Raw genomic sequence first — 22,126 nt, 5'->3', positions numbered from 1 at the left:
GCCTTGGGGAACGCACAGGCGACATCTACCTGACCATTCCCCGATGCATCACGCGGTCGCCGACCACACCACTGTGGTCGGCGCGGTGCATGACAACCCGGTTGTCCCACATCACGACGTCACCGGCGGACCAAGCGTGCCGAAGGACGTTGTCCTCTCGGGTCGAGTGGGTGATGAGGTAGGCGATGACCTCCGCTGTCTCTTCCGACGTCTTGCCGCTGATCGCCGCACACCTCGCCGCTGCCGACAAATAGAGCGCGGTCCTCCCCGACAACGGGTGGGCCAGGAAGATCGGATGGACAGCGGACGTTTCCGCGTCATCGCCCGGATCCACCCCGGTGACAACATGGGTCACGAGGCGGCCGGCCAGGTCCTCCCGAATCTCATCAGGGAGCGTGTCGTACGCCGCGTACTGATTGCTGAACTGGGTGTGACCACCCTCTTGGGGCACGTGCACCGCACGCAACGCGGTGTACCGGGGCGGCTGCGACACATACGTCGTGTCGACGTGAAAGGTGGACCTCGGCGGTGTCGTCCGGCCGACATTACTGATGACGTTGAGGTCAGGGTAGCCCGCGAGCGGCATCTCGCCCTTGGTGAACATCAGCTCACCGAACCGCTCCAGGAACGCGAGAAATGCCCTGTCGTCTACGTTCTGGTCTGGAATGACCACGACACCGGCCTCCGCCAGCAGCTTCTCGAGCCGGGCCATGTCGCCGCCGTCCACCTCGTCCAAGGACAGATCGGTGACGCGAGCACCGATCGGATCGACGACCTGATACTGCATCAGCGAGCCTTCTCTCGCGCGATCTCTCGCAGGCCGATGGCGAACAACTCATCGACGGTGATACCGGCGGCGGAAGCCATCACTGCGATCACGCTGCTCGGTGAGTACGAGCAGTACAGTCCGGCCTCGAGAAACCAGGGCACGCCGTCCGGATCGATCCGGAAGTCGAACAGACTGTAGTGCCGGCAACCGAGAGCGACGTGAGCGCGTCGGGCAGCGGCCCACACCGCCTCGGTCACCGGGTCGTCCACGTCGACCATCCACGCCTTGGTGGACTCTTTCGCCACCAGGTACAGCTGACCGTCGGAGGTCCGGTCCAGCTTGTCGGCGCGAGCGCGGATGGGGTGATCCTGCTCGTCGACTGCGTACTCTTCGAGGGGCAGGCACACCAACTCGCCATCGCGAACGATTATGCCGCACCGCACCTCTCGGCCCAGTGGTACGTAGGTCTCGACGAGTAGCGAATCCGAGTACAGCAGCGCATCGTCAACTGCGAGGTTCATGTCCGAGTTCTCTCGTACCAAGGTCACACCCATGGAGTTGTCGGAGTCCGCAGGTTTGACGACAACGGGCAATTCTCCGGTGTACTTCTCACCCGCCCTGAGCACCTCACCTGCGGGCACCGCGACTCCCGCCCCGGCGACGACAACGCGCGTCAAATGCTTGTCGGCCGTCAGTGCCATCACATCGGCACGGTTACCCAGGTACGGGACGCCGATCACGTCGAACAGAGACCGGTACGCCGTCATACCCGGGAGACAGAACATCTCAGGAACGATCACGTCGTAGCGTCGCGCCTGGATGTAGCCGACGGCGTCCGCGAGGGAGACCGCCCGCGCTGCAGCGATCTCGTCCGCGTTCAGCTCGCTCATGAACCGCCAGCGGCCATCAGGCGAGACGTAGGCCACCTCGATGCGGTAGCCGTCCAGACCCCTGAACGCATCTACGAAGCCCGTCGAGTACACCCGGGACAGGTCGGCGCGGAAGTAGTCGACGGGCGAGCCCGCCAGGGCGAGAACTTTCACCGGTCGCATCAGTCGCCCCCCAGCTCGACAAGCTTGCCAATGTTGAAATCGATACGCGTCCAGACTTTTCCGGTGATCAGACTCTTCACGAGCAGAGACGGGATCTGAAGATGATGAACGAGTAGATATGGGAGCGGATCCCATGCTGCGAAGATGGCGTCGCGTCCTCGTCCGATGACCCGCAGGCGATGGCGGCGACCCGGTTCGGTCAGCAACCGCCACAGCTCATGGTAGATCCAGTACGTCGGCAGTGAATCCGCGTCCGGAACGATCATCGGGTGACGGTCGTCGAGATAGGCGGAGGCCAGCTGGGGGTGGCCTTCGAACATGGTGATGGCCGAATGAGTCCGGGGATTGCACTCGATTGCGTAGGCATGCCCGTCCGCACCCTCGATGAAGTCGAACGAATACTGGCCGCTCACACCGAGCCTACCCACGAACGTCTGCACCCACGAGAGGATTTCCGGCTTGTCCACCATCTCGTAGTTGACCTGAAAGGCCGACGACTCACAGCACGCGTACACCTGTAGATTCCCTGCACGCGCGGTACCGTGCGTGCAATACTCCTGGCCTGCAATGTATTCCTGCAAGATCCACGGATCATCCTCGGAGATCGACAAGCTCGCAGCGAACTGCAGATTTCGCTCGGGCGTCTCGCGTGAGAGCTTCGTGAGGTCCATGCGCCCGACGGGGTTGTAGGCGATACGCTTCAGGATGTACTCGCGGCCGGGCGGGAAATCGAACTCCGAGATCTGGACCGGGTCGGTGATGCGCCGCGAATCCGGAACCCGGACGCCGACCGACCGCGCGAACTCCGAGAATTGGTCTTTGTCATCGACCATCCGCACCGTACGCAGATTCCCGTGGACGACGTCGCAGAAGTCTCCGAGGATCTCGCCCGCATCCGCCTCGTAGACACTGGACGCCGGGCTCGAGACCGGCACGAAGACATCGACCTCTTCCCGCTTGACCACGTCGAGCAATGCATCGGCGTAGTGCGGTGACGTCGGTTCCGGGAGGCAGTGGAACGTGTCGACGGCCTTGGAGAAACGATGGCCGGTGAACCGGTACTTCGCTGATTCGGCCAGGATGACCCGGTGCCCGGCCAGGTGGAAGGCGCGGGCGAGCGACAACGACTTCGTCATCTTGCCACCCGTGATGAGAACCGTGCGGCGCCTGCTCGTTTCGTCCACCACCGGCGGTGGCACGCGCCGGAGCACGGCGATCACAGTGACCGCGAGATCGACCGGAAACGTCGCGAGGAGTCCCGCCAGTGCACCGATTGTCCTGACCGACGACGCTGCCGTCATGGCCCGTCCGCACCCGTTCGCCGGATGAGGGTTACCCCGTCGCGCAACGGCAGCAGCACCTGCTCCACCCTGGCATCGTTGGCGACGACCCGGTTGAAGTCGGCAATCGCCTGACCGTTGGTGGAACGGGAACCATTGTTCGCGTAGGGCTCCCCTTGCAAGAGTGTGTTGTCGACGGCGATCACTCCGTGCGGCGCGAGGAGCTCACTGCCGATGAGGTAGTGGAAGTAGTCGAGGTACCCGGTCTTGTCTGCGTCGATGAACACCAGGTCGAACGGCCCGTCGAGCCGGAGAACGGTGTTCAGCGCTGGACCGACTTCCACCCGAATCCGGCTCCCTGCAGGTGATTCGGCGAAACACTGGCGGGCGACGTCGGCGACGTATGGATCGACCTCACAGGCCACCACCTCGCCGCCCTCGGGGAGCGCCTCGGCCATGGCGAGCGCCGAGTATCCGGTGAACATCCCGATGTCGAGGACCCGGCGGGCGCGGGTCATGTGGACCAGGAACTTCAGTGTCTGGCCCTCCACATGTCCCGACAGCATCTCCTGTTCCAACGGCCCCGATCCGGAGACCAGCGACCGCTCTCCCCAGCGCTCCGCCCGAGTACGCGCCGCCAGAGCGGCCAGCGCGGGTGACTCCGGGGTCGTGCACTCCTCCAGGTAGGGGTCGAGACCGCGCGCCAAGTCGCGCGCCCGTCGCAACCGGTCCTTGAGCCCCGGCGCCGGCTCGGGCGCCGCATCGACCAACTCCACGAGTTCGGCGAGCTCCACCGCAAGGATTGTCGACGGCGTGACCGGGTGCGACGGGATCGACACCATCTCAGCCATCGACGGAGGCCATCGGCGCAGATGTGAACATGTCGATCCCTGCACCCTCGCGCTCGAAGTCGAGACAGATCTTCTTGTGCACGGTGAGCGTGTCGGCGAGTTCGTCGACGGTGACGTCGTTGAGGAACTGGCATTGCCCGATCGGATTCGGTACCGCCGCCCGCAGTAGTCCATCTCGCGTCCTGAGGATGGACTGCGTTGCCTCAGCCAGCAATTCGGGGGTGAGATGGTCGCTGTCGAGGGCGAGGCCCAGGCGGTTCATCACCCCGAGGATCCGGTCGCGGTCATCGACCGAGATGAGTCCCCGCTTCTCGGCGAGCGTGGTCGACAGTGCCATGTCGATATTGATCGCATGACCGTGGAAGAACGGTTCCGGAGGCGACAGTTCGAGTGTGGGACTCCACGTGTGCCCGAACGCGATGACCCGGTCGAGCATCAGCTCATGAAGATTCGGCGCCTCGAGTTCGAGCATGGTCTCGATGGCCTGATAGGTCAGGCTGTCCGCCACTGCGCGTAGCTCTGCAGTTCCGTCCAGATGCCCGAATCGGGTGCGCAGGAGCTCGGGGCCGTACTCGTCGAGCATGTCGAAAATGGCCGAGTTACCGACCGTCGCGATCTTGATGAGCTCGGCCATACCGTTACGCACCTGGTCGGCAGGCAGGGTTCGGAGAAAAGCGAAGTCCAGCAACACTTTCTGGGAGGCATGGTAAGCGCCCAGCCGGTTCTTGTGCTTGCCGTGATTGACCGCCACCTTGATCGACACGCTGGCATCGATCAGTCCGATCAAGGTGGTCGGTATGCGGATGTACGGTGTATTGCGTCGATAACTGGCACACGCGAAACCGGCCACGTCGGTTGTGAGGCCGCCGCCCACCACCAGGACCGGTTCGGTCCGGACAAGACCGAACTCGTCGAACTTGCCGACGATGTCTTCGTAGGTGCGGAGCGATTTCGCGGTCTCGGCAATACCGACGGGAACAACCGTGAGCTGCAGATCGTGGTGGTCGAAGTACCGATGGATCTGCGTTCCGTAAAGCGCGTACACACTTTCGTCGATCACCATCAGGCAGCGGCCATAGCCGCGATAGGTATCGGCCAGGTGTGGCTGGTCGATGGAAAAGACGCCGTCGACGTACAACAGGTCGTACTCGATCTTCTCGTAGCCTTCGACGTGGAATGCGCGTTCGGTGGCGGTGACGCTGGCTTGGATGTCGCTCATCTGAATCCTCTCTGACTGCCGGTGAGCGCTAGCGATCGGTGTCGGTCAAGGCGCGCAGACGATCTGCATCGAGCTGACCGACAACCTCGACGGCTTCAGAGAAGTCGCCACTCACGGTGTTCTGATTCGGGAATGCCACGCAGATCACGGAGGCGGCTGTGGCCGCGTGCACTCCGCCGACGTTGTCCTCGATCGCGACGCACGAGCCGGCGTCTTCCCCGAGTTGATCCAGTGCGTAGTTGTACGACGCCGGGTCGGGCTTCCCCGTGTCCACCGTCGCCGAATCCACCACCACATCGAAGGTTTCGCGAGATACGTCCGGGAGTCCGGCGAGCAGCGCGGTGACGTTCTCGGGTGACGTCGTCGTGACCAGGCCGAGTTTGACGTTGTGGGTCTTCGCAGCCGCAACCGCGTCCAAGACGCCGGCACGGGGCTCGATGCCCAGCATCGCCACCAGTTCCTGAAAGATCGACGATTTGGTTGCATGAACCGCAGCCGCATCAACGGTCTCGCCACGAGACTCGGCATAGTCGGCAATACGTTGCGCACCACCGTTACTCGCCAACATGGAGATGTAGTCGTCTCGACCCCACTTCCAGTCCAATCCGTGGGCTTCGAACGCTTCGTTGAACGCACGGCGCTGAATTTCGGAGGTATCCGCAAGGGTACTGATTGATCCAAACAAGATGGCAGCCATCGTGTTCCTTCCTGGAATCCGTTGATGTCCAATGCCATTGCTCGACCTCTTCGAGTGTGAACAGACCAGGTGTCGGCAAGGACGCACCGAACATCACGAAAAGGTCACGAAAAGTCACGAAAAGATAACGGCCGCCGCGCGCGAATTGCCCACTCCCTCGCGCCAGAGCGGTAATCTTGCCTCGCACCTGATGACGGGAGACCCGATGGCGATCACACCGGACACCAAGAACTGGACATGGGTCCTCGACCGGCCGTGCCCGGACTGCGGATGCGATCCCGCGATCGTCGACTACCGGGACATACCCCGGCTGGTCATGGAGAACGCATCGGCATGGCCGACTGCGCTCGCCGGCGGTGACGCTCGCCTGCGGCCCGACGATGACACCTGGTCACCGCTGGAGTACGCGGCCCACGTTCGCGACGTGTTCACCAAGTTCACCGAACGCGTCGAGCAGATGCTGTCCCAGGATGTCCCCGAGTTCGACAATTGGGATCAGGACGCCACCGCGATCGCCGAGCGCTATCGAGATCAGGATCCCGGTGACGTGGCGACAGAACTGACGGCTGCCGCCACCCGAGTCGCCGACGCGTTCGCCGAGGTTCCGGACGACGCACTCGGTCGGCGTGGCCTGCGGAGCGACGGCAGCGAGTTCACCGTCGAAACTCTGGGGATCTACTTCATCCACGACCCCGTGCACCATCTCTACGACGTGACCGGGGACCGCTTCAGCAAGAATTGAACGGGCCGCGGACTCGGGGCCGCGATGAGTTCTCCGTCCGGCACCGGTCTAACGGAGCATGGGAATCGCATTGTCCGACGTATGGCCGGTAGTTCACGCAGAGCGAGCGCAACTCGTTGGAGACCTGAGTCGGATCCCCGACGGCTCGTGGGCGACGCCGTCACTGTGTCCGGGATGGGATGTCCACGACGTCTTGGCACACCTGGTCGACTCCGCAGGGACCTCCAGGCTTGGCTTCGTTCGGCGAATGATCGTGGCGCGTTTCGATTTCGACGAAGACAATGCCTCCGGGATCGCCAGGGCCAGAGGCGACAACCCGCGCGACACCCTGGAAGCGATGCGTGCAGTCGTCGGGTCGACGCGCACGCCGCCCGCGAACCCTGCCACTCGACTGGTCGAGGCGTTCGTCCACGGGGAGGACATTCGTCGGCCGTTGCAGATCAACGCGAGTTATCCCACCGCTTCCGTCGTCGAAGCGCTGGACTATCAGTGCAGAACCACCGTTCGCTTCGGCGACGGGCGAGAGCGCATCGAAAGGTTACGACTGGTCGCGACCGACGCCGATCTGGCAACAGGGTCCGAGAAGGGTCAGGCGGCGCATGGCCGGGCCATCGATCTGCTGCTCGCGGTGTCAGGCCGGGTGGTGCCAGAAGATGCGTTGACCGGGTCGGGCGCCGAGCAGCTCATGTCTCGTTGACACCACTTATGGGCTAGGTGTCAGGGGGCTCAATTATGAGTAGCATCCGACCTGTTGGGGCTGAACCCGAATACCTGGCCAATACCATTGCCGCGGCAATGGCATCGACTTACTTTATAACTGTACGGGAAATCATTCCTGAATTGAACAGGTTCGAGCGCTCTCGAAAATCTGCAGACACGAGAGCCGAAGCCGCGTGGACAACAGGTGGGCCGCATCCAAAAGTGTTGCACCCAACGTCGGAAGCCTTTCCGGCCGGAACCGCGTCTGCACCCCGGTCAGGCTCAGCGCCCAGGCCGGACGGCCCGATCGGTCGAATACGGCCGCCCCGATACCGTGACTCCCTTCGACGAGCAGCCCCGGGTTGACGGCGTAACCACTCTGCAGCGTCGCCGCGATCCGCCGCCGAATCGATGACTCCAAATGCATCTCACCCCAATTGCGTTCGAGGTCGGTCCGCGAGAAGAAGTCGTCGACCTCCCGCGCGGGGAGATGGGTGAGGATCACCAAGCCTGCAGAAGCGACCCCCAGCGGGAAACGGATGCCTTCGTGCAGGACGTGCGATCGCAGCGGAAAGCTGCCCTCTTGACTGAGCACGCACACCGTTTCGTCGCCGCGGCGTGCGGAGAGGAACGCGCTTTCCCCGGTGTCACGGGCGAGGCCGTCGAGGATGTCGCGGGCCTGGCCGGTGATGTCGTAGCGATTCGCGGCGCTCGCACCGAGTAGATACAACTCCGGTCCGAGCGCCCAGCGTCCGGTCTTCGTGTCCCTGTCGATCAGGCCTTCATCCGACAGTGAGGTCAGCAACCGGTGGGCGGTCGGACGGGCGATCCCGGCTGCCTTGGCCAGGTCGGTGGTCGACGCCCCGGCGGGTTCGGCGGCACCGACGGCTCGCAACAGCGAACCGACACGCGCCACCACGCTTGGGTTGTCCAGATCAGCCATGCGCCAAGTCTCGCGCGTTCACTCAGTGAACGCAATGCCCTTGAGTGTTCGCACGGCGATCAATCGGGATTCCATCAGCCCCGACCTCTTGACCTGCGAACTGGGAAAACGTTCACTGGGGCCATCGTGCAGAGCGTTTATCCAGTGAACAAGTAGGAGCATTGATGGCATCGAAGGTTGTGGGTTCCGCCGCCGACGCGGTCGCGGACATCCGAGACGCCGCGACCTTGGCGGTCGGTGGGTTCGGATTGTGCGGCATTCCTGACGCCCTGATCGGCGCCATCGCGGATGCCGGGGCAGGCGACCTCGAAGTGTTCTCCAACAATTGCGGCGTCGACGACCACGGTCTCGGCATCTTGCTGTCGCTGGGCCGCATCCGGCGCGTCACCGCCTCGTACGTCGGTGAGAACAAGGAGTTCGCGCGTCAGTACCTCGCCGGCGAACTCGAAGTCGAACTCACCCCGCAAGGCACCCTCGCCGAGCGCCTTCGTGCCGGTGGCACCGGGATACCGGCGTTCTTCACCCCAGCCGGTGTCGGAAGCCCGATCTCCGAAGGCGGAATGCCATGGCGCTATGCCGCCGACGGTTCGATCGCCATCGCCTCGCCTCCCAAGGAAACCCGGACGTTCGGCGAGAAACGCTACGTCCTGGAGGAGTCGATCAACGCCGACTTCGCGTTGGTTCATGCCGCAGTCGGCGACACCGAGGGCAACCTCGTCTTCGAGAAGACAGCGATGAACTTCAACCCCCTGGCCGCCATGGCGGGCCGCATCACCATCGCGCAGGTCGAGAAGCTCGTGCAACCAGGCGAGATCGACCCCGCATCGGTGCATCTACCCGGCGTCTTCGTCCAGCGAATCGTGCACACCGGACCACAGGACAAGCGCATCGAAAAGCGCACCGTCACAGCGACCGCAGGAGCAACCCGATGAGCGCACCGACCACTGTCACGGGATGGACCAGAGACCAGATGGCCGCGCGCGCCGCCGCCGACATGATCGACGGCGAATACGTCAACCTCGGAATCGGCCTGCCCACATTGATTCCGGGCTTTCTGACCTCCGACGTACAGGTCACCCTGCACTCCGAGAACGGCATCCTCGGCACCGGCCCGTATCCGACAGACGACGCGGTCGACGCCGACCTGATCAATGCGGGGAAAGAAACCGTCACCGTCAATCCGGGTGCAGCATTCTTCGATTCCTCGTTGTCCTTCGGCATGATTCGCGGTGGCCACATCGACACCGCAGTCCTCGGTGGCATGCAGGTCTCACGCCACGGTGACCTCGCCAACTGGATGGTCCCCGGCAAGATGGTCAAAGGCATGGGCGGGGCGATGGACCTCGTCCACGGCGCCGCCCGGGTCATCGTCCTCATGGAACACACCGACCGCAGCGGCAGCCCGAAAATCCTCGACGCCTGCACGCTGCCGCTGACCGGTGAGCGCGTGGTCAACCGCATCATCACCAACCTCGCGGTCATCGACGTCGTCGGCGACGGCACCCTCGTCCTGCGGGAGCTCGCACCCGGCGTGAGCGCCGACGACGTCATCGCAGCCACCGGTGCCGGCCTCGAGGTCGAAATCTCGTGAGCGACAACACGACTTCGGTCATCGTCGCCGGAGCACGCACACCCGTCGGCCGTCTCATGGGTTCACTGTCAGGGTTCTCGGGTTCCGATCTCGGCGGCATCGCAATCAAGGCGGCGCTCGACAAAGCCGGGATCACGGGCGATCAGGTGCAGTACGTCATCATGGGCCAGGTCCTCACCGCAGGGGCAGGGCAGATCCCCGCCCGGCAAGCCGCGGTGGCCGGAGGCATCCCGATGTCGGTGCCCGCCTTGACCGTCAACAAGGTGTGTCTGTCCGGAGTCGATGCGATCGCGCTCGCCGATCAGATCATCCGGGCGGGTGTCGTCGACATCGTGGTCGCCGGTGGGCAGGAATCCATGACCCAGGCCCCGCACATGCTCGAGAAGTCTCGTACGGGCTTCAAATACGGCGACGTGACGATGCGTGACCACCTCGCCTATGACGGGCTCCACGACATCTTCACCGATCAGGCCATGGGCGCACTCACCGACAGCGTCAACCCGCTGGCCCGCACAGACCAGGATGAGTTCGCCGCCGCGTCGCACCAGCGGGCGGCCACCGCCTGGAAGAACGGACTGTTCGCGGACGAAGTTGTGCCCGTGCCCATTCCGCAGCGTAAAGGCGAGCCGGTCATCTTCGCCCACGATGAAGGCATCCGCCCCGACACGACACCGACCACCCTCGCGCGTCTGCGACCCGCGTTCTCCCCGGAAGGCACCATCACCGCAGGCAACGCGTCGACGATCAACGACGGTGCTGCCGCGGTCGTCGTGATGAGCAAGGCCAAGGCGCACGCTCTCGGCCTCACCCCGCTCGCCGAGATCGGAGCCCACGGGATGGTCGCAGGCCCCGATTCGACGCTCCAACTGCAACCCGCGCGCGCCATTGCCGCTGCCTGTGCCACCGAAGGCATCGACCCCACAGGACTCGATCTCATCGAGATCAACGAGGCCTTTGCGGCTGTCGGTATCGCGTCGACGCGTGAGCTCGGACTCGACCCCACGAGGGTCAACGTCAACGGCGGTGCCATTGCCATTGGGCATCCCCTCGGGATGTCCGGTGCCAGAATCGCTTTGCACCTGGCGCTGGAGCTGGGGCGTCGAGGCGGTGGTGTCGGGGTCGCAGCGCTGTGCGGCGGTGGCGGACAAGGATCGGCGCTGATACTGCGCGTGCCCAAGTAACCGGTCGGCCGTTCGGCAGCGGGTGATCTACCGGCGACAGCCGGCGGCGCTGCCGTATTCTCGTCGGCATGCCATCGCCCGCTCGTGAACGGACGGGCGTCGGATCGTGGCCGCGTGAGCGGGGCACCGTGGTTCGCCGGGCCAGCACGGTGACCGACAGCACGCCATTGTCGTTCGTCATCTTCGCCGAGTCGGAGACCGCCGGGGTTCCCCTGGAGTACGAGCCGCATGCGCATCCGACTCACGAACTGGTGTGGGTTCGCGATGGAACGCTGACCGCGCTGATCGACAAACGGGTGTTCACCGTGTCCGCCGGCAGTGCGCTCTGGCTGCCGGCGGGAACGGTGCACGCGGGCCGGCTGACGGCGAACGCGCAGTTCCACGGCGCGTACTTCGCGCCCCACCACACCCCGGATACCTTCGACGGCCCCACGACGATCTCGATGACTCCCGTCCTCGAGTCCCTGCTGACCCACCTCGCACGCACCGACCTCGACGACGATGCCCGAGCGCGGGCGGAACTCGTGGTCTTCGACGTCCTCGAGCCGACCGAGCGGCAACTGACCCTGCAGCTGCCCGGCGATCAGCGGATCGATGCGATCGCTACAGCGCTACTCGCCGATCCGGCCGACAACCGCGCGCTCGACGACTGGGCGGAGACCCTGGGAATCAGCGAACGGACGACCACCCGTCTGTTCCGCCGCACCACCGGCCTGTCTTTCGCGCAGTGGCGGCAGGTGCTGCGTGTCCACCAGGCGCTGATCCTGCTGTCCGAGGGATACGAGGTGCAGACCGCCTCCGAGCTGCTGGGATACGCGCAACCCAGCACCTTCATCGAAGCCTTCCGCCGGGTCATGGGAACGACACCCGGTGCCTTCTGCGCAGCGCCGCGCGCCACACGACAGATGTCCTGAATCCCGTATCGGCCGTCCCGATATCCGGATTGCAGACACGAGGGTCCTAGCCCTATAGTCCACTTGCAAGGGTTGCCTAACCTTCTGCTGATCTCGCGCGGTGTCGCCGAGGGTGGTCGACACCCGCGGTCAACGGCGCGGGTGGCCACTTCGACTCAGAACTGATCCCATGACCTCCTCGCCCGCTCCGCGCCCTGACGCGCGAGCCCACCCGCCGGCACTGGTGGGTGAGAACCTGACGCTGCGATACGGCAGGCAGCCAGTGGTTCATGGCGTGTCGGTCGAGCTCCGGCCCGGCCACGTCACGGCCCTGGTGGGACCGAACGGCAGCGGGAAGTCGACTCTGCTCAGGTCATTGGCTCGCTTGCACAACATCGACGCCGGCGAGCTACGCCTCGGCGCGCACGAGCGTGCGGCCTCGCTGCTGAGTTCGCGCGAGTTCGCGCGGGAAGTCACCCTGTTCACCCAGTCCCGCCCTGCACCACAGGGACTTTCAGTGCGCGAAGTGGTCGCGTTCGGGCGCCACCCCTACCGGCGCGGTTTTTCGGGACTGTCCGATGAGGACCGACAAGCCGTCGACAAGGCGATGAATGCCACCGGCGTGCACGGGTTTTCCGAGCGGTCTGTCGGCGAGTTGTCCGGCGGCGAGGTGCAGCGGGTCTGGCTTGCCGCGTGCGTCGCCCAGGACACCGGAGTGGTCCTGCTGGACGAGCCGACGAACCACCTCGACCTGCGCTATCAGATCGACACCCTGGACCTCGTCCGAGATCTCGCCGATGAACACGGCGCAGCGGTCGGCATCGTCCTACATGATCTCCATCACGCAGCGCATGTCGCCGACACCCTGATCCTGATGTCTGCGGGCACAATTCACGCCTCCGGCGCGCCCCTCGATGTCCTCACCGCCGAGAACATCGAGAACGTCTACGACATCGGCGTCGATGTCCACCTCGACCATCGCACGAACCGCCTGCGCATCGACCCCATCGGACGGCACCCCGCCCGGCTCTCGGGTGATGCCCCGAACACGTCCACCAACCCCACTCGAGAGGATTTTTCGTGACCCGCACCAAGAGTTTCGCGACAGTCTCGGCGGCCTTTGCCGTCGTGGCCCTGACCGTCGCCGGCTGTGGCTCCACCAGCGTCGACGAGGCCGACAGCAGCAGCGTCGCACCGCCGACCTCGCAGGCCTGCACCGATGACACGACCGAAACATCAACCGGCTCGGTCTCATTGACCGACGGCGTCGGCCGCACCGTTGAACTCGACCAGCCTGCCAAGCGCGTTGCCGTGCTGGAGTGGCAGCAGATCGAGGACGCGCTCACGTTGTGCGTCTCGCCGGTGGCGGTGTCCGACGCTGAGGGTTATTCCACGTACGTCAGCGCCGAGAAGCTCCCCGAGGGCGTCGCAGACGTCGGCACCCGCGGCGAACCCGACCTCGACACCCTCTACGCCGCAAACCCAGATCTCATCATCGTCGAGGCATAGCGCCGACGACGAGATCATCGGTCAGCTCGAGGCCCGCGGGGTCCCCGTGCTCGCCACGCTCGGAGCCGACGGCGCCGACCCCATCGGCAACATGAAGAACGTCTTCGCGCAGATCGGTGAGGCCACCGGCCGCACCGAACGCGCCGACCAGGTACTCCAGGAGTTCGACGACCACCTCGCCCAGGCGAAGGAGAAGGTCGGGCCGTCGAGCTCCCCAACCGAGACTTCCTGTTCTTCGACGGCTGGATCGAGGGTGGCAACGTCATCATCCGCCCCCACGGTCAGGGCGCCCTGTTCACCGCACTGGGCGAGCAGCTCGGCATGACGTCGGCCTGGACGAACGAGATCAACGAGCAATACGGCAGCGGCGGAGTCGATCCCGCCTACGGACTGGCACAGACCGACATCGAGGGTCTCACCGCCGTGGGCAACGCCAACCTCTTCTACTCGACTGACGACGAGGCCGAGAGCTACGTCACCGAGATGGCGAAGAACCCGATCTGGACGTCGCTGCCCGCAGTGCAACAGGGCCGCGCGCACGCGTTCCCTCCGGGCGTCTGGGGCGCCGGCGGTCCACTCTCCTGCCAGCAGGCGGTCGACGCCTACGTCGACGTCCTCACCAACGCTTGACCACGACGCGTTCCGCCGACGTCGAGCAGCGGCAGTCGCTGCCCGACGTCGGCGTCCGGGGTGGTGTCGGCGGCGCGACCGTGTTGGTCACGCTGCTTATCGGCGTTGTCCTGATCGGGATGTGGCACCTCACCCAGGGCACCTCGGGAGTCGGGATGTGGGACCTGCTGCGCATGCTCGGGGGCGCGGACGAGACCGTCGGCGGGGTCCCGGTCGGTGAGATACTGACCGGATCCCGTCTGCCGCGCCTGTTGGCCGGTGTAGCAGCGGGTTTCGCCCTCGGCGTCGCCGGAATACTGCTGCAGTCGATCACCCGGAACATCCTCGCCTCTCCCGACACCCTGGCCGTCACCGCCGGTTCGTACTTCGCGCTCACCCTGGCGGCCGCGTTCGGACTGGCTGTGCCGCTGTGGGCGTCGGGCGGCGTCGCGTTTCTCGGAGGCCTGGTTGCCGCGGCCATCGTGCTGGGGTTGTCCGGCCGCGCGGCCGGCACCGCAACCACCCGGCTCATCCTCGCCGGTGCCGCCATCGCAATGGCTCTCGACGCGGCGACGGCAATGCTTCTCATCGTCTTCAAGGAGAACACCACCGGCCTTTTCGCCTGGGGCAACGGTTCTCTCGCGCAGCTGAACATCGACGCGTTCGTACGCGCGGCCCCGGTCATCATCGTGATGGTGTGCGTGGCCCTGCTGCTCTCCCGCAGGCTCGACGTGCTCGGTCTCGGCGACGACGCCGCTGCCGCTGTCGGTGTACCGATCCAATCCACCCGCATCGTCGCGGTGCTCTGCGCCGTACTGCTGACCGCCATCTCGGTCACCCTGGCCGGGCCGATCGCCTTCCTCGGACTTGCGGCACCCGTGCTCGCCCGCCTGCTCGCCGGACGCATTCACGCCCTGCACCGGCATGTTTTCCTGATCCCCGTCTCGGGCCTGATCGGGGCGCTGCTGATCCTCCTCGCATACGTCGCGCTCCGCGCGATCCTCGGCGCACAGGGTGCCGCGTCGATCCCGACCGGCGTGCCCACCGCGCTGCTGGGCGCCGTGGTCATCGTGGCTCTCGCCATGCGCCTACGTGATTCAGGGTCCACCCGACCACCGCCGTCACAGCGAATCCGGCTTCGCTCGCGGCGCACCTTCCTGGTGACCCTGGCGATCGCAGCCGTCTTGCTCATCGCATCGATCATCATCGATCTCCTCGCCGGGACCCTGTGGCTGCGCACCGGCGACATCGTGCTCTGGCTGCAGGGGACCGCTCCGGACCTCGTCGGACGCGCACTCGACGAACGCGTCCCACGGGTGGCCGCCGCCGTCCTCGCGGGTGCGGCGCTCGCTCTCGCCGGGTGCGTCGTGCAGGGCACCGTTCGCAACCCGTTGGCCGAACCCGGCATCCTCGGCATCTCGGCAGGCGCCGGACTCGGTGCGGTGATCGTCGTGACGTCCACCTCCGGTGGCGGGCGTGGGTTGATCATTCTCATGGCAGTTGCACTGGGGCTGGCCACCTTTGCGCTGATCGCCTCACTCGCCTGGCGCGGCGGGCTACTCCCTGACCGATTCGTGCTGATCGGCATCGGCTGCGGTTACGGCTTGAGCGCGGTGACTACCTTCCTGCTGTTGCGGGCCAATCCCTATGACACCCCACGTATCTTCACGTGGCTCTCGGGTACCACCTACGGACGTACGCTCCCCGACGTGGTGCCGATCGCCCTCGCTCTGGTGCTCGCGGTACCGGTGCTCATCGGCATGCGGCACCGCCTCGACATCATTGCCATCGACGAGGACACCCCGCGGGTCTTGGGCATCCGGCTCGAGCGCACCCGCCTGATCCTGTTGACGATCGCGGCGGTCCTGGCCGCCCTGAGTGTGATCGCGGTCGGTGTGGTCGGATTCGTCGGACTGGTCGCCCCGCATCTTGCCCGCGGGCTGGTCGGCACCCGCCACGGACGCGTGATCCCGGTGTCGATGCTGCTCGGTGGACTGCTCGTCTGTGTCGCCGACACTCTCGGGAGAACCCTCATCGCGCCCGCTCAGCTTCCCGCCGGGCTGATGATCGCGCTGGTCGGCGCGCCCTATTTCGTCTGGCTGCTCAGTCGGTCGAACAGGTAGCCACGAAACGCCTCACCGATCTCACTGCTGCAGAAACCCTTTGATCAGCACACTGATCAGCTCAGGTCGTTCGGCGATGAGGTTGTGCGTCGTACCCGGCACGATGGACAGCTGAGCGCCCGGGATCGACGAAGCGATCAGCAGACTGTGATCAGGCCTGATGGTGTCCCGGTCCCCTGACATCACGAGGGTGGGCGCGGTGATCGCGGCCAGGTCGGCGGGCGCGATTCGCGGCTCGTTGGTCCAGAGACGAAACAGCTTGTTCAGCACCACATCTGCATGCTCCGGGCCGTCCGGGGAGAGCCGTTCGTAATGCATCCGTTCAAGGTCCGGTTCGTCGGCGTCCTCCGCCGCTACCGGCGAATCCAGAACCACGGCGCCGGCGGCTTCGTCCGAGTGCGTGAACGCCGTCGGGTCGAGGTTCGCGCTGATCGCAACCAGCGAACGGATCCGATCCGGATGGCTCATCGCCAGCAGCAATCCGATGATCGCGCCGTCGCTGTAGCCGATCACGTCCACCCTCGTCAGTTCGTGGGCATCCAGGTACGCCAGGGTGTCGGCAACCCCGCGTGCGTAGTCGTAGTCCCCGTCGATGTCCGCCGAACGTCCATGGCCGGGGCGCTCATACGCGAACACCTGATGATCCGGCACCAGGGCGTCGGATTGCGCGCGCAGGGATTCGAGCGAGCAGTAACCACCGTGGAGCAAGAGAACGGGAGGTCCCGTGCCGTCGACTTCCGAGTACAGGTCCACGTCGTTGATCCGGAGATAGGGCACTTCCCCACCCTATCGACGTTCCTCCCTCGGAATGGTGCTCAGGTCTGCGGCCGGTCACGGTATTACGAATCTGTGACGTCATCACTGCGGCTCATCGGTGACGTGCTGCGTAAGGCAGGCTGGATTCATGAGCGCTGCCACACAACCCCGCATCGGAATCATCGGCGGATCCGGCTTCTATTCGTTCTTCCATTCCGGTGCCGAGCAGGTCGAGGTCAGAACTCCGTACGGCGATCCCAGTGCCGCTGTCACCATCGGCGATGTCGGCGGGGTACCGGTGGCGTTCCTGCCCCGCCATGGGCTATCGCACGAGTACGCGCCGCACACCGTTCCGTATCGGGCCAACGCGTGGGCGTTGCGGTCGGTGGGTGTTCGACAGGTGTTCGCGCCATGTGCCGTTGGTGGACTCAATACTGACCTCGCACCAGGGACGATGGTCATTCCCGATCAGCTCGTCGACCGGACGACCGGTCGCGCGCAGACCTTCTTCGACGGCCCGGCCATCCACGTCGGATTCGCCGATCCTTACTGTCCGACGCTGCGTCGCGCAGCTGCCACAGCCGCCCCGGACGCCGTCCCCGACGGCACGATGGTGGTCGTCGAAGGTCCACGCTTCTCTACGAGGGCCGAAAGCCAGTGGTACGCCCGGCAAGGGTGGACCTTGGTGAACATGACCGGGCACCCCGAAGCGGTCCTGGCTCGTGAACTCGAGATGTGTTACGCGGCCATCGCTTTGGTGACCGACACAGACGCGGGTCTGGTGGCCGGCGACGGCGTCACCGCGTCGGAGGTATTCGCGGTGTTCGAGCGCGGGCTCCAACATGTTCGCGAGGTACTCATCAGAGCAATCGGTGTGGCTGCAATGGAACCCGAATGTCTCTGCGCACGCGGCGAACACGACATCTCTTCCCTCATGGAGGCAGAGCTGTGACGCGGGTGTTGCTGACCGGCGCCGCCGGATTCATCGGGTCCCACATCAGATCGGCGTTGACCGAACGCGGCCACGACGTCGTCGCAGTGGATGGCATGATTCCCGCCGCACACGGATCGGACGCCATCGCACCCGACGGCGTACTGGTCACCAATCTTCGGCAGGCATCACTGGTCGAACTGCTCGACGGCGTGGACGTCGTCTGCCATCAGGCTGCTCGGGTCGGTGCCGGTGTCGATGCCCGTGATGCCCCTGACTACGCAGCCGACAATGACCTCGTCACCGCGCGTCTACTGGCAGCCATGTTCGAAACACGGTGTCAACGAATGGTGCTCGCGTCATCGATGGTCGTCTACGGCGACGGCACCTACCGCGATGGCCTCGGGGCGATCGTGGACCCACCGGCACGCAGCACCGCCGATCTCGAAGCCGGCAGATTCGAGAGGTACCTACCCGGCGGCGAACCCGCGGCCTGGGCCCTGACACCCGAGGATGCTCCAGTGGGACCTCGTAGCTATTACGCGGCGAGCAAGGCGGCGCAGGAATCATATTGCCGCGCCTGGTCATTGGAGACCGGAGGTGCGGTGACAGCGTTGCGCTAACCACAATGTGTACGGCCCGCACATGCCCCGGGACACCCCGTACGCCGGCGTGGCGGCCATCTTCCGGTCACAGCTCGAGGCCCGTCAGGCGCCGACGGTGTTCGAGGACGGTGGGCAGATGCGCGATTTCGTCCACGTCAGCGACATCGCCGCTGCCAACGTAGCGGCCATCGAAAGACTCGTATCCGACACGGGCAGCGGCCGGTTCGAGGCGTTCAACGTGTGCTCGGGACAGCCGATATCGATCAAACAGGTCGCTGAATCGCTCACCACCGGCATCGCCGGTCCGGCGCCGGTGACCACCGGCCGTTATCGGCCTGGCGACGTCCGCCACATCGTGGCCGACCCGGCACTGGCAGCCGCCATGCTCGGCTTCCGCGCCTCGATCATGCCGGAGCGCGGCCTCCGCGAGTTCGCGACGGCGCCTCTGCGCTGATCTCGGGAGCCTTCGGAACCGGAGGGCCGCCGGGAACGGGCAGGTGTACCTCGAACCGGCTGCCCGGGTCCCGATTCGACACCGAGATCCGGCCGCCATGGGCGGAGACCAGACCTTCGGCGATCGCCAGTCCCATTCCGGAGCCGACAGGTAGGCCCTTGTCGTCTTTGGGCGTCCGCGCGGATGTGCCGCGATAGGCGATCTCGAAGATCCTCGCCATCTCGTGTTCGGCGATTCCCGGACCGGCGTCGTCGACGCGGAGGAACGCGTGCGAATCCCGGCGCCCCACCTCGATCTCCACGGGGCAGCCGTTCGGCGTGTGCGCGATCGCATTGATGACGAGGTTGGTGAGAACCCGGGAGACCGCTCGACCGTCGGCGTCGACCATGACCGCGTCGTCCGGCATGACGGGCCGCAGTCGGATATCGGCACGGTCGGCAGCGGCAGCGCACCCCGCGACGACCTCGTCGACCACCTCGCGCAGATCCAGGTTCTCGCGCTCGAGCCGCAGGGCGCCGGCGTTGATCTTGGACATCTCGAACAGGTCGTCGACCATCCCCGACAGCCGCACGGCGTCCCGATCGATCTGACGTGCGAACGTCGATACCTCGTCGGTGTCGAAGACCACGCCGTCGGCCAGAGCCTCGGCCATGGCCCGGATGTCGGCGAGCGGGGTGCGAAGGTCATGGCTGACCCAGGCGATCAACTCGCGGCGCGACTGTTCGGCCGCCCGCTCCTGATCCCGGGCGTGACGCTCCCAGACCGTGCGTCGCGCCTGGAACCGGGCGAGCAGAACCGCCGCCGGGATGACGATGATCGCAACCGAGGCAAGGACGGTCGCGGTGCGCTTGAGGTCGTCGGTGAACATGAACCCACTGACCCCGATGACGCCCATCAAGATCGCCATCGGCGGGATCAGGACCAGGACCACGGTGCTCGTCACCAGCGACAACCGCCGCAGACCCAGCAGCAAGAAGGTGCCCAGGAGCACCACCGGCGCCGACCAGAGCAGCGAGAGTCCGACGATCTGCCGGATGTCGGTGGCCATCAGATCACCGTTCGTCGACCGACGCGGAGACCCACCGATAGCCCTGACCCCACACGGTCTCCAGCGAATCGCAGTCGCCGAGCTTGGCACGCAACCGCTTGACGTGCACGGTCACGGTCGACAAGTCGCCGAACGACCATCCCCAGACCTGAGAGAGCAACTGTTCGCGACTGAACACCGCGTCACGGTGGGACAGGAAAAAGCGCAGGAGATCGAACTCGCGTTTGGTCGTGCTGACGGGTGTGCCGGCAACTGTGACGCTGCGTGCTTCCGCATCCATCACGACCTCACCGTCGGCAAGGTTGTCGGCTGCTGCGGTACCCGACCAGTTCGCGACACTGCGCCGCAACACCGATTGCACCCGTAGCGCCAGCTCCCGCGGGCTGAACGGCTTGATGACGTAGTCGTCGGCCCCCGCGGCCAATCCGACGAGGCGATCTTCTTCCTGGCCGGACGCCGTCAGCAGGATGACAGGCATCCCGGCAAGAGGTCCGCTCCGAATGTCGGTCAGCACCTCTATGCCGGTACGGCCAGGCATCATCACGTCGAGGATCACGAGGTCGACCTGGTGATTCTGAAGATGTTCGAGCGCGGCGTCCCCGGCGCCGACCAACGCCACCTGCAGCCCATCGCGCTCCAGGTATCGACGCACCACGTCGCTGACGATCGGATCGTCGTCAGCCATCAGAACTCGCACCACACCAGCAAACATGTCTTCTACCAATAGGTCCACACGAGGTGGTTGATCAGCAAGGCCGTGATGGCCTGACCGGCCAGCCAGAACCGGTGGGATCGTCGGGGCAACAGCGCCGTCGCGACCAGCAGCCATACGCTGAACGGCAGCCAGATCCGCTCGACCTCGGCCTTGCTCAGTGCACTGACGTCGGCGACGATCATCGCCAGCAGACCGGCCAGCGCCAGCAGCACCACGGCTTCGCGACGGCGGATCAATCCTGGTCGGAAGGCGCGTCCGATGCCTACCGCGGCCGCCGGCCCGACCGCGCAGAGTGCCGAGGCGAAGTTCGCCCAGCCCCAGTACGAGAATGGCCGCTGCGTCGCGACGCCCTGGTAGTAGCGCTCGACGACCAGGTGGTAGCCCTCTAGCCACCAGAACCCGAACGCGGCGAAGATCCCGACGACAGCCAGCGCGGCCGGGACGGCGTACACAATCGGTCGCCACACCCGGGCGACGACGAGGACCGCGATCGCAACGAGACCCATCAGCACGAGCCCGTAGTTCAGGAAGATCGCGCAACCCAGGACCAGTCCGCTCCCGACAGCAGCTGCCACCGCACGCGTGCCGGACGTGGTCGCGGCAATGGCAAGCAGCGCGATTCCCCACGCTGCGACTCCCATGTAATAGCCATCGGCTGACACACCCATCCAGACTGCGCCAGGGGTCAGCGCGACGAAGGGTGCGATCCGCCGCGCCGTCGCCTCATCGCTCAAGTGCGCGGTCGTGATCAGCAGCGCACCGGCCGCACTGCACCCGACGAGCACGACCCAGATCGCCGCCCAGGCGCCGCCTCCGAGACCGATGCGGTCGAGGAGGACGAAGGTCAGCAGGGATCCCGGAGGATGGCCGGACACATGGGTGGTCCACGAGTCCGGCTGGAAGTCCAGTATTCGGCCGGAGAACTCGTCGAGCATGCCAGAGATACCCGTGACACCGGGCACCTCGGCTAGGTATTCGTCCGGCCTGATCAACCGGCCGGCGAAACCGCGGTCCCAGCCGTCGATCATCGCCAACGAGAAGGTCCACGCCAGGCACGTCGCCATGGCGGCAAGGATGACCGATCTCCACGACAATCGAGTCGCGAGCGTCGGGCCATACGCGATGACGGCAAGCGCGACGAGGACCGCAGCCACCGTGCCGTATCCGAAATGCGGTCCGTATTCACCGAACAGCGGTGGTGCGAGCGCAAAGATGTTGATGCGCCACTCGGTATCGCCGACGATGGGCGCGACGACCGCGGTCGTCAGCAAAGCTGTTGCGGCTAGGAGGGATACCAGATCTCCTCGGCTGATCCAGCGCTGGTGTCCTGACGTGTCTGAATCCGTGAGAGTGTTCATGGTTTCGGTCACTCTTCCAAACTAGGCGTCGTTCGCTGCACCGTTGCGACTTCCGACCAGACGTCACTTTTCCGTCACCGGATTCTGCTGGCTATGTTCAG

23 protein-coding genes and 1 pseudogene are annotated in these 22,126 nt (G+C 65.3%); 12 read left to right on the top strand and 12 right to left on the bottom strand.

The window, feature by feature from the left end; genetic code table 11:
• Nucleotides 1-25: 25 nt before the first annotated feature.
• The 6 genes from BFL43_RS18470 to BFL43_RS18445 are packed head-to-tail and all read right to left on the bottom strand — an operon-like array spanning nt 26 to nt 5,868.
• The gene (locus tag BFL43_RS18470) at nt 26-787 is read right to left on the bottom strand and encodes a TauD/TfdA family dioxygenase (RefSeq protein ID WP_084893935.1); all 762 of its coding nucleotides are present in this window, start codon (nt 785-787) and stop codon (nt 26-28) included.
• Nucleotides 787-1,821: a hypothetical protein gene (locus BFL43_RS18465; RefSeq protein WP_084893934.1), complete on the bottom strand. Its 1,035-nt coding sequence runs from the start codon at nt 1,819-1,821 to the stop codon at nt 787-789. The genes BFL43_RS18470 and BFL43_RS18465 overlap by 1 nt, the downstream gene beginning before the upstream one ends.
• A complete protein-coding gene (locus tag BFL43_RS18460) occupies nt 1,821-3,122 on the bottom strand; it encodes an ATP-grasp enzyme (protein ID WP_084893933.1) in 1,302 nt (433 codons plus the stop codon). The genes BFL43_RS18465 and BFL43_RS18460 overlap by 1 nt, the downstream gene beginning before the upstream one ends.
• On the bottom strand, nt 3,119-3,952 hold the full coding sequence (locus tag BFL43_RS18455) for a class I SAM-dependent methyltransferase (RefSeq protein ID WP_084893932.1): 834 nt from the start codon (nt 3,950-3,952) through the stop codon (nt 3,119-3,121). Before BFL43_RS18455 ends, BFL43_RS18460 begins: the two co-directional genes overlap by 4 nt.
• Entirely contained in the window at nt 3,945-5,171 is a 1,227-nt protein-coding gene (locus tag BFL43_RS18450; protein WP_084893931.1) for a sedoheptulose 7-phosphate cyclase, read from the bottom strand. Before BFL43_RS18450 ends, BFL43_RS18455 begins: the two co-directional genes overlap by 8 nt.
• A gap of 28 nt (nt 5,172-5,199) precedes the next feature.
• Nucleotides 5,200-5,868, bottom strand: coding sequence for an HAD-IA family hydrolase (locus BFL43_RS18445; protein ID WP_084893930.1), 669 nt, complete (start codon nt 5,866-5,868; stop codon nt 5,200-5,202).
• Between the two features lie 205 nt (nt 5,869-6,073).
• Here BFL43_RS18445 and BFL43_RS18440 point away from each other — a divergent pair, with 205 nt between their 5' ends.
• Entirely contained in the window at nt 6,074-6,610 is a 537-nt protein-coding gene (locus BFL43_RS18440) for a DinB family protein (protein ID WP_084893997.1), read from the top strand.
• Between the two features lie 58 nt (nt 6,611-6,668).
• Entirely contained in the window at nt 6,669-7,307 is a 639-nt protein-coding gene (locus BFL43_RS18435; protein ID WP_084893929.1) for a maleylpyruvate isomerase family mycothiol-dependent enzyme, read from the top strand.
• A 132-nt stretch (nt 7,308-7,439) separates the two neighbouring features.
• Here BFL43_RS18435 and BFL43_RS18430 read toward each other — a convergent pair whose 3' ends face one another.
• Nucleotides 7,440-8,252: an IclR family transcriptional regulator gene (locus BFL43_RS18430; RefSeq protein ID WP_084893928.1), complete on the bottom strand. Its 813-nt coding sequence runs from the start codon at nt 8,250-8,252 to the stop codon at nt 7,440-7,442.
• Nucleotides 8,253-8,416: 164 nt separating this feature from the next.
• Between BFL43_RS18430 and BFL43_RS18425 the strand changes: the two genes are divergently transcribed.
• The 6 genes from BFL43_RS18425 to BFL43_RS29540 all read left to right on the top strand — a co-directional run bounded on the left by BFL43_RS18425 (nt 8,417) and on the right by BFL43_RS29540 (nt 13,426).
• The gene (locus BFL43_RS18425; protein WP_084893927.1) at nt 8,417-9,184 is read left to right on the top strand and encodes a CoA transferase subunit A; all 768 of its coding nucleotides are present in this window, start codon (nt 8,417-8,419) and stop codon (nt 9,182-9,184) included.
• Nucleotides 9,181-9,843, top strand: coding sequence for a 3-oxoacid CoA-transferase subunit B (locus BFL43_RS18420; RefSeq protein ID WP_084893926.1), 663 nt, complete (start codon nt 9,181-9,183; stop codon nt 9,841-9,843). Before BFL43_RS18425 ends, BFL43_RS18420 begins: the two co-directional genes overlap by 4 nt.
• Complete coding sequence (locus BFL43_RS18415; protein ID WP_084893925.1) at nt 9,840-11,024, top strand: acetyl-CoA C-acetyltransferase; 1,185 nt, start codon at nt 9,840-9,842, stop codon at nt 11,022-11,024. Before BFL43_RS18420 ends, BFL43_RS18415 begins: the two co-directional genes overlap by 4 nt.
• 68 nt (nt 11,025-11,092) lie before the next feature.
• Complete coding sequence (locus BFL43_RS18410) at nt 11,093-11,938, top strand: AraC family transcriptional regulator (RefSeq protein WP_084893924.1); 846 nt, start codon at nt 11,093-11,095, stop codon at nt 11,936-11,938.
• Between the two features lie 169 nt (nt 11,939-12,107).
• Nucleotides 12,108-13,001 (top strand): ABC transporter ATP-binding protein, encoded by an 894-nt coding sequence (locus tag BFL43_RS18405; RefSeq protein ID WP_084893923.1) that lies wholly within the window; start codon nt 12,108-12,110, stop codon nt 12,999-13,001.
• Nucleotides 12,998-13,426, top strand: coding sequence for an ABC transporter substrate-binding protein (locus tag BFL43_RS29540; RefSeq protein WP_240498345.1), 429 nt, complete (start codon nt 12,998-13,000; stop codon nt 13,424-13,426). The genes BFL43_RS18405 and BFL43_RS29540 overlap by 4 nt, the downstream gene beginning before the upstream one ends.
• Here BFL43_RS29540 and BFL43_RS29535 read toward each other — a convergent pair.
• A complete protein-coding gene (locus BFL43_RS29535) occupies nt 13,410-13,601 on the bottom strand; it encodes a hypothetical protein (RefSeq protein ID WP_240498344.1) in 192 nt (63 codons plus the stop codon). The two genes, BFL43_RS29540 and BFL43_RS29535, sit on opposite strands and share 17 nt — an antisense overlap.
• A gap of 146 nt (nt 13,602-13,747) precedes the next feature.
• Here BFL43_RS29535 and BFL43_RS29530 point away from each other — a divergent pair, with 146 nt between their 5' ends.
• Nucleotides 13,748-14,056: a hypothetical protein gene (locus BFL43_RS29530; RefSeq protein ID WP_240498343.1), complete on the top strand. Its 309-nt coding sequence runs from the start codon at nt 13,748-13,750 to the stop codon at nt 14,054-14,056.
• Nucleotides 14,053-16,158, top strand: a complete 2,106-nt coding sequence (locus BFL43_RS18395; RefSeq protein ID WP_084893922.1) for an iron ABC transporter permease — start codon at nt 14,053-14,055, stop codon at nt 16,156-16,158. The genes BFL43_RS29530 and BFL43_RS18395 overlap by 4 nt, the downstream gene beginning before the upstream one ends.
• A gap of 21 nt (nt 16,159-16,179) precedes the next feature.
• Here BFL43_RS18395 and BFL43_RS18390 read toward each other — a convergent pair whose 3' ends face one another.
• Nucleotides 16,180-16,935: an alpha/beta hydrolase gene (locus BFL43_RS18390; RefSeq protein ID WP_084893921.1), complete on the bottom strand. Its 756-nt coding sequence runs from the start codon at nt 16,933-16,935 to the stop codon at nt 16,180-16,182.
• A gap of 127 nt (nt 16,936-17,062) precedes the next feature.
• On the opposite strand from BFL43_RS18390, the gene BFL43_RS18385 reads away from it, so the two are divergent.
• On the top strand, nt 17,063-17,866 hold the full coding sequence (locus BFL43_RS18385; RefSeq protein ID WP_084893920.1) for an S-methyl-5'-thioadenosine phosphorylase: 804 nt from the start codon (nt 17,063-17,065) through the stop codon (nt 17,864-17,866).
• Nucleotides 17,809-18,904: pseudogene (locus BFL43_RS18380) on the top strand (NAD-dependent epimerase/dehydratase family protein). Before BFL43_RS18385 ends, BFL43_RS18380 begins: the two are co-directional and overlap by 58 nt.
• On the opposite strand, the gene BFL43_RS18375 reads toward BFL43_RS18380, so the two are convergent.
• The 3 genes from BFL43_RS18375 to BFL43_RS18365 are packed head-to-tail and all read right to left on the bottom strand — an operon-like array spanning nt 18,855 to nt 22,037.
• Nucleotides 18,855-19,952: a HAMP domain-containing sensor histidine kinase gene (locus tag BFL43_RS18375; protein WP_084893919.1), complete on the bottom strand. Its 1,098-nt coding sequence runs from the start codon at nt 19,950-19,952 to the stop codon at nt 18,855-18,857. The pseudogene BFL43_RS18380 and the gene BFL43_RS18375 overlap by 50 nt on opposite strands.
• A 4-nt stretch (nt 19,953-19,956) precedes the next feature.
• Complete coding sequence (locus tag BFL43_RS18370; RefSeq protein ID WP_240498342.1) at nt 19,957-20,637, bottom strand: response regulator transcription factor; 681 nt, start codon at nt 20,635-20,637, stop codon at nt 19,957-19,959.
• Between the two features lie 32 nt (nt 20,638-20,669).
• Entirely contained in the window at nt 20,670-22,037 is a 1,368-nt protein-coding gene (locus BFL43_RS18365; protein ID WP_143695396.1) for a hypothetical protein, read from the bottom strand.
• Nucleotides 22,038-22,126: the final 89 nt, after the last annotated feature.

Origin of the sequence: Williamsia sp. 1135, from assembly GCF_002095395.1 — a bacterium.
Classification (GTDB): Bacteria; Actinomycetota; Actinomycetes; order Mycobacteriales; family Mycobacteriaceae; genus Williamsia.
The sequence above is the reverse complement of the archived record's forward strand: the minus strand, read 5'-3'. Positions and strand labels throughout refer to the sequence as shown.

Coding starts and splice junctions, on each gene's coding strand:
- BFL43_RS18430 (WP_084893928.1), bottom strand. CDS start 8,252: ATGGCTGATCTGGACAACCCAAGCGTGGTGGCGCGTGTCGGTTCGCTG.
- BFL43_RS18460 (WP_084893933.1), bottom strand. CDS start 3,122: ATGACGGCAGCGTCGTCGGTCAGGACAATCGGTGCACTGGCGGGACTC.
- BFL43_RS18450 (WP_084893931.1), bottom strand. CDS start 5,171: ATGAGCGACATCCAAGCCAGCGTCACCGCCACCGAACGCGCATTCCAC.
- BFL43_RS18465 (WP_084893934.1), bottom strand. CDS start 1,821: ATGCGACCGGTGAAAGTTCTCGCCCTGGCGGGCTCGCCCGTCGACTAC.
- BFL43_RS18425 (WP_084893927.1), top strand. CDS start 8,417: ATGGCATCGAAGGTTGTGGGTTCCGCCGCCGACGCGGTCGCGGACATC.
- BFL43_RS18455 (WP_084893932.1), bottom strand. CDS start 3,952: ATGGCTGAGATGGTGTCGATCCCGTCGCACCCGGTCACGCCGTCGACA.
- BFL43_RS18375 (WP_084893919.1), bottom strand. CDS start 19,952: ATGGCCACCGACATCCGGCAGATCGTCGGACTCTCGCTGCTCTGGTCG.
- BFL43_RS18410 (WP_084893924.1), top strand. CDS start 11,093: ATGCCATCGCCCGCTCGTGAACGGACGGGCGTCGGATCGTGGCCGCGT.
- BFL43_RS18435 (WP_084893929.1), top strand. CDS start 6,669: ATGGGAATCGCATTGTCCGACGTATGGCCGGTAGTTCACGCAGAGCGA.
- BFL43_RS18405 (WP_084893923.1), top strand. CDS start 12,108: ATGACCTCCTCGCCCGCTCCGCGCCCTGACGCGCGAGCCCACCCGCCG.
- BFL43_RS18370 (WP_240498342.1), bottom strand. CDS start 20,637: ATGGCTGACGACGATCCGATCGTCAGCGACGTGGTGCGTCGATACCTG.
- BFL43_RS18420 (WP_084893926.1), top strand. CDS start 9,181: ATGAGCGCACCGACCACTGTCACGGGATGGACCAGAGACCAGATGGCC.
- BFL43_RS18470 (WP_084893935.1), bottom strand. CDS start 787: ATGCAGTATCAGGTCGTCGATCCGATCGGTGCTCGCGTCACCGATCTG.
- BFL43_RS18385 (WP_084893920.1), top strand. CDS start 17,063: ATGAGCGCTGCCACACAACCCCGCATCGGAATCATCGGCGGATCCGGC.
- BFL43_RS29530 (WP_240498343.1), top strand. CDS start 13,748: ATGACGTCGGCCTGGACGAACGAGATCAACGAGCAATACGGCAGCGGC.
- BFL43_RS18440 (WP_084893997.1), top strand. CDS start 6,074: ATGGCGATCACACCGGACACCAAGAACTGGACATGGGTCCTCGACCGG.
- BFL43_RS18445 (WP_084893930.1), bottom strand. CDS start 5,868: ATGGCTGCCATCTTGTTTGGATCAATCAGTACCCTTGCGGATACCTCC.